Raw genomic sequence first — 890 nt, forward strand, 5'->3', positions numbered from 1 at the left:
GCGGTGTTTGGCACCTCGATGTCGGCTCATCACATCCTGGGGCTGAAGCCGGTCCCAAGGGTATGGCTGTTCGCCATTTAAAGTGGTACGCGAGCTGGGTTTAGAACGTCGTGAGACAGTTCGGTCCCTATCTGCCGTGGACGTTTGAGATTTGAGAGGGGCTGCTCCTAGTACGAGAGGACCGGAGTGGACGAACCTCTGGTGTTCCGGTTGTCACGCCAGTGGCATTGCCGGGTAGCTATGTTCGGAAGAGATAACCGCTGAAAGCATCTAAGCGGGAAACTTGCCTCAAGATGAGATCTCACTGGGATCTTGAATCCCCTAAAGGGCCGTCGAAGACTACGACGTTGATAGGTTGGGTGTGTAAGCGCTGTGAGGCGTTGAGCTAACCAATACTAATTGCCCGTGAGGCTTGACCATATAACACCCAAGCAATTTGCTGACGCAGATTGCGGTGGTGAAGATGACATGAACCGAAAGTTCGCAAGGCATCACAAACATCACATATCCGGATTCGCTGGGCTGTCCATCTGGACATTCTGGCTACAGAATTTCTTGACGACCATAGAGCATTGGAACCACCTGATCCCATCCCGAACTCAGCAGTGAAACGATGCATCGCCGATGGTAGTGTGGGGTTTCCCCATGTGAGAGTAGGTCATCGTCAAGATTCATTTCGCAAAACCCCTATCTGCACATGCAGGTAGGGGTTTTGTCTTTATGGGCCAAAAATAATCCCCGGCACCATCACTGTGGGAGCGGGCGTGCCCGCGAACACGGGCGCAGCCCGTGCCAGCCAGCTTTCATGAAATGTACGTCATGTATGCCTGAAGCGTTATAGGGCAGTGCTACGCTCGCGGAAATACTCAGCACGGACATTCACCATGGAC

Annotated in this window: 2 rRNA genes; both read left to right on the forward strand. The window is 53.0% G+C overall.

Annotation, left to right across the window (positions count from 1 at the left end):
• A 23S ribosomal RNA gene (locus tag QWI17_RS04890) occupies positions 1-420 on the forward strand; the annotation flags it as partial.
• 134 nt (positions 421-554) lie between these two features.
• Positions 555-670 (forward strand): 5S ribosomal RNA (rrf, locus tag QWI17_RS04895).
• Positions 671-890: the final 220 nt, after the last annotated feature.

The organism is Gilvimarinus gilvus (genome assembly GCF_030518155.1).
GTDB lineage: Bacteria > Pseudomonadota > Gammaproteobacteria > Pseudomonadales > Cellvibrionaceae > Gilvimarinus > Gilvimarinus gilvus.